This window comes from Variovorax sp. 01T432, assembly GCF_056398605.1.
Window position 1 is genome coordinate 1 of sequence record NZ_JBFTPS010000110.1, and the last position, 3,961, is coordinate 3,961.

The window sequence follows — 3,961 nt, forward strand, 5'->3', positions numbered from 1 at the left end:
TTGTTCGCCGGCAGCCTGCGAGCGGGCAAGCGCGCAGCGGCGGTCATGAGCCTAGTCCACTCGGCACGCATCAACGGGCATGATCCCTATGCGTACCTGAAGGATGTCCTCGAGCGACTGCCGACCCACCCGGCAAGCCGGATCGATGAGTTGCTACCACATCGCTGGCAGACAGCGTCCACCACGCACTGACCTCCGTGCCCGTCGTCAAGACGGGTTCGCCGGACGCTTACCGTGCAAGTCTTCGGCGCTGCACAGGCGCATCACGGCTACTTGTTCGCGAACGCCCGCGGCACACGCGTCAAGCTGCTGGTGCACGACGGCTTCGGCGTGTGGTGCGCGGCGCGAAGGCTCAACGCGGGGCGCTTCGTCCGGCCGGGCACGACCAACGCGACGCCCTTGCTATCGCTCACACTTGCGCAGTTCGACGCCTTGGTCCTGGGCCTGCCGTGGCAGCGCCTTCCCGAGCTGAGCGTCATCACGCGAGCCTGAGGCCCAGGCACAGCGAGCTCATCTGCTGGTTCGCATGTGGCCGCAAGTTGTGGAAACGCCTGCGCGACATGCACCAGCATTTCCTTAAGCTTCCATGATCGCAGCGTGGCCGGGCTGTGGGCAGTCGGTGAATTGCCGATTGCCTTGAAGGCCTGAGGCTCTCTGAACGTGCCTTAGGCGATGGCGCTCACATCGAGCGTCTGCAACCGTCTCGTGCGACTCAGGATGCCTTCAGCCACGCAGCGAGCTGGCTCATCGCGATGCCGCTGCCCATCCGCGCAGTGTTGGCAAAACGGCCTCGCTCCAAACGCGTGTATACGAGCCAGTAGCCGTGCCGGTCCCATACGAGTAACTGCGCGGTCGCGGCCGACTGATGAAGACGAAGACCGGACCCGACAGCGGGTCCATGGCCATCGCGCCCGCCACGGTCTGCGACTGGTGCGTCGATGCTTTCCGAACGTCCGCTGCCTCGGTACACGTAGGCCCGACTGGCCAACAAGACAACTGTGCGAGACGTGCCATCAGGCCGGCGAGAACGCGCTCGGCGGCCCTGCCGCTCAGGCGCAGCGTCGTGCCCTCCAGCGCGATCTCCACCAGAGCGGCAGTCAGCCCTTGTTCATCAGCTCGGTCAGACGCTTACTCTCCGTTAGGGTTAATCACTAGATTATGCATCACAAATTCATTCATCGATGAATTAATATCTGCCGGCCCAAAGGACTTACCGGGCTGGTACGTGCGCCCAGAGGAAGGGCGCTTGTCCGTGGATGGGACAGATCCCTTTGGGCAATTTTCAAGAGCCGCGTGCCGGCTCTTCCTTTGTGATTGAAAGGTGCAAGAGTGAAGAACAGGTTGCACCCGCAACGGGCTCTATGGGCGGCATTGGCAGTGCGATTTGTCAAGCGCTGCCATGGACGGCATGACCGTTTCGGCCAACTGCTTGCCAAACGTACGCGGGCACGTCAGAAGGAACTGCCGCTGTGTTTTCGTATTTGTGCTGGTCCCTGGCCGGCTCCATAACCGGTTCGACGCTTCAGGTAAACGGCGGCATACATATGGCCTAAATAAGGGCTCAAACCGAGAGCCGCGCCACGTCCGGGCATCTGCGACGTGGGAATGAATTCTTAAAGAAGAGATGTTGAATGAACGTACTAATCGTCTTGATCTCGCTAGCGTTTCTAATGCTGGTGGCTTACAGAGGCATGAGCGTGATCCTGTTCGCCCCCATCGCAGCCCTTGGTGCGGTCTTGTTGACAGATCCGCAACTGGTCCTTCCCATGTTCACTGGGTTGTTCATGGATAAGCTCGCCCAGTTCGCCAAGCTGTACTTTCCGGTATTTCTGTTGGGCGCAGTTCTGGGTAAGGTCATTGAGGTCTCGGGCTTCGCAAAATCCATCATTGCCTCGGTGAGCCGGTTCTGCGGCCCAAAGAATGCAGTGATTGCCATTGCAGTCGTCTGTGCACTCTTGACGTATGGCGGTGTTTCTTTGTTCGTAGTGGTGTTCGCCGCGTACCCGTTTGCCGCAGAGATGTTCAAGGCGGCCAATCTGCCCAAGCGACTAATACCCGCGACCATTGTGGCTGGTGGCGCCACATTCACGATGGACGCGCTGCCGGGAACACCGCAAATCCAGAACATCATCCCTACCACCTTCTTCAAGACCGACGCGTGGGCCGCGCCGTGGCTCGGCTTGATCGGATCGATCGTGGTGTTTGCCGGCTCGCTTGCCTACCTGATGTGGCTGACCCGCCGCGCGGCAAAGGCCGGCGAAGGCTATGGCACTAATCTTGTCAACGAACCACTGTCATCTGAGGATGGCAACCTTCCACATCCACTACTGGCACTGCTTCCGCTCATCACCGTGGCGGTGTTAAACAAAGTGTTCGGGGCCTATGTGTTTCCGGCGATCTATGACAAGACGGTCAGCTTCGTTCCTGCGGTAATCGGCAGCACAGCACCCGTCGTTCAGGAAGTGCAGAAGGTCTCCGCTTTGTGGTCGGTCGAGTTGGCGTTGGTGTGTGGCATTGCGGTGTGTCTATTGACCGCTTGGAAGGCTACCTCGAAAGGGTTCGCGGAGGGTACCAAGAGTGCGGTCGGTGGCGCCATGCTGGCGACGATGAATACTGCAACCGAATACGGCTATGGCGCGGTGATTGCAGCATTGCCCGGATTCTTGGTAGTGGCAGAAGCTCTCAAGCATATTCCCAACACCCTAGTGAACGAGGCCGTGACGGTAACGACTCTGGCGGGAATTACTGGCTCCGCGTCAGGTGGCATGGGAATCGCGTTGGCGGCCATGGCGGACACCTTCATCGCCAATGCCAAGACAGTCGGAATTCCTCTCGAGGTCCTGCACCGCGTGGCTTCCATGGCCTCAGGAGGTATGGACTCCTTGCCGCACAACGGTGCAGTCATCACTTTTCTGGCGGTATGCGGTCTGAGCCATCGCCAAGCCTATCCGGCGATTTTCGGCATCACTCTTATCAAGACTGTTGCTGTATTTGTCGTGATTGCAACCTTCTATTTGACGGGAATCGTCTGACGAGCCACCTCGCTGAAAGACGGAACGGAGAACCTAGATGATTGGTCAAATGATGTGTCAGCCGCTGCTGATCTCCTCGCTGTTACGCCACGCCGAGCGCCACCATGGCAACCAACTGGTGGTCTCGCGCCGTGTGGAGGGCGACATCCACCGGTACACCTTTCGCGACCTCGCCCAGCGCTCGAGGAAGCTCGCCAAGGCCATGACCGCCTTGGGTGTGCAACCCGGCCAGCGCGTGGGCACCATCGCCTGGAACGGCTACCGCCACCTCGAGCTCTATTACGCCGTCAGCGGCTCGGGCGCTGTGCTGCACACCCTCAACCCACGCCTGCACGCCGACCAGATGGTCTGGATCGCCGACGACGCGCAGGACCAGGTGCTGTGCTTTGACCTGACCTTCCTACCAGTGGTCGAGGCCGTTGCCCCGCGCATGAGCGGCGTCAAGCACTTCGTGCTCATGACCGATCGCGCGCACATGCCGGCCAGTAGCAAGATCTCCAACCTGCTGTGCTACGAAGAGCTGCTGGCCGCCCAGGACGACCGACTCGAGTGGCCCGCCTTCGACGAGAACACCGCCTCGAGCCTATGCTACACGAGTGGCACCACCGGCAACCCCAAGGGCGTGCTCTACAGCCACCGCTCCACCCTTCTGCACACATTTGCCTCCGCGATGCCGGATGTGTTGAATCTGTCGGCGCGTGACACCATTCTTCCGGTCGTACCAATGTTTCATGTCAACGCCTGGGGTTTGCCTTACTCCGCCTGCATGGTCGGCGCCAAGCTAGTGTAGTGTTGCATTCTTGAGGGAACTTAAATGATTGCCTCGCTTCCAATGCTCTACTACGGGCGGAAACGGGGTTTGATCGTGCGAGTTGCCATCGAGATTGTGCTGACGGACGGGGAACGGGCAGAGCTGACCGGACTCGTGC

4 protein-coding genes and 1 pseudogene are annotated in these 3,961 nt (G+C 60.0%); 4 read left to right on the forward strand and 1 reads right to left on the reverse strand.

Translation table 11 applies throughout. The annotated features are described in order from the left end of the window. The coding region (locus AC1DNF_RS35270; protein WP_478153534.1) for a transposase domain-containing protein at positions 1–192 on the forward strand (192 nt) is incomplete at its 5' end. A 42-nt stretch (positions 193–234) separates the two neighbouring features. Beyond that, positions 235–492, forward strand: coding sequence for an IS66 family insertion sequence element accessory protein TnpB (gene tnpB, locus AC1DNF_RS35275; protein WP_478153536.1), 258 nt, complete (start codon positions 235–237; stop codon positions 490–492). A 220-nt stretch (positions 493–712) separates the two neighbouring features. On the opposite strand, the gene tnpB (AC1DNF_RS35280) is transcribed toward tnpB (AC1DNF_RS35275), so the two are convergent. Next, on the reverse strand, positions 713–970 hold the full coding sequence (gene tnpB / locus AC1DNF_RS35280) for an IS66 family insertion sequence element accessory protein TnpB (RefSeq protein WP_478153540.1): 258 nt from the start codon (positions 968–970) through the stop codon (positions 713–715). Between the two features lie 661 nt (positions 971–1,631). On the opposite strand from tnpB (AC1DNF_RS35280), the gene AC1DNF_RS35285 reads away from it, so the two are divergent. Both AC1DNF_RS35285 and AC1DNF_RS35290 read left to right on the forward strand, forming a co-directional pair. Then, positions 1,632–3,032, forward strand: a complete 1,401-nt coding sequence (locus AC1DNF_RS35285) for a GntP family permease (protein WP_478153538.1) — start codon at positions 1,632–1,634, stop codon at positions 3,030–3,032. A gap of 37 nt (positions 3,033–3,069) precedes the next feature. Next, a pseudogene (locus AC1DNF_RS35290) lies at positions 3,070–3,819 on the forward strand (AMP-binding protein); the annotation flags it as partial. Positions 3,820–3,961 lie beyond the last annotated feature (142 nt).

Bases quoted from the DNA above. Each gene is read 5' to 3' on its own strand.
- AC1DNF_RS35285 (WP_478153538.1), top strand. From the start codon at position 1,632: ATGAACGTACTAATCGTCTTGATCTCGCTAGCGTTTCTAATGCTGGTG.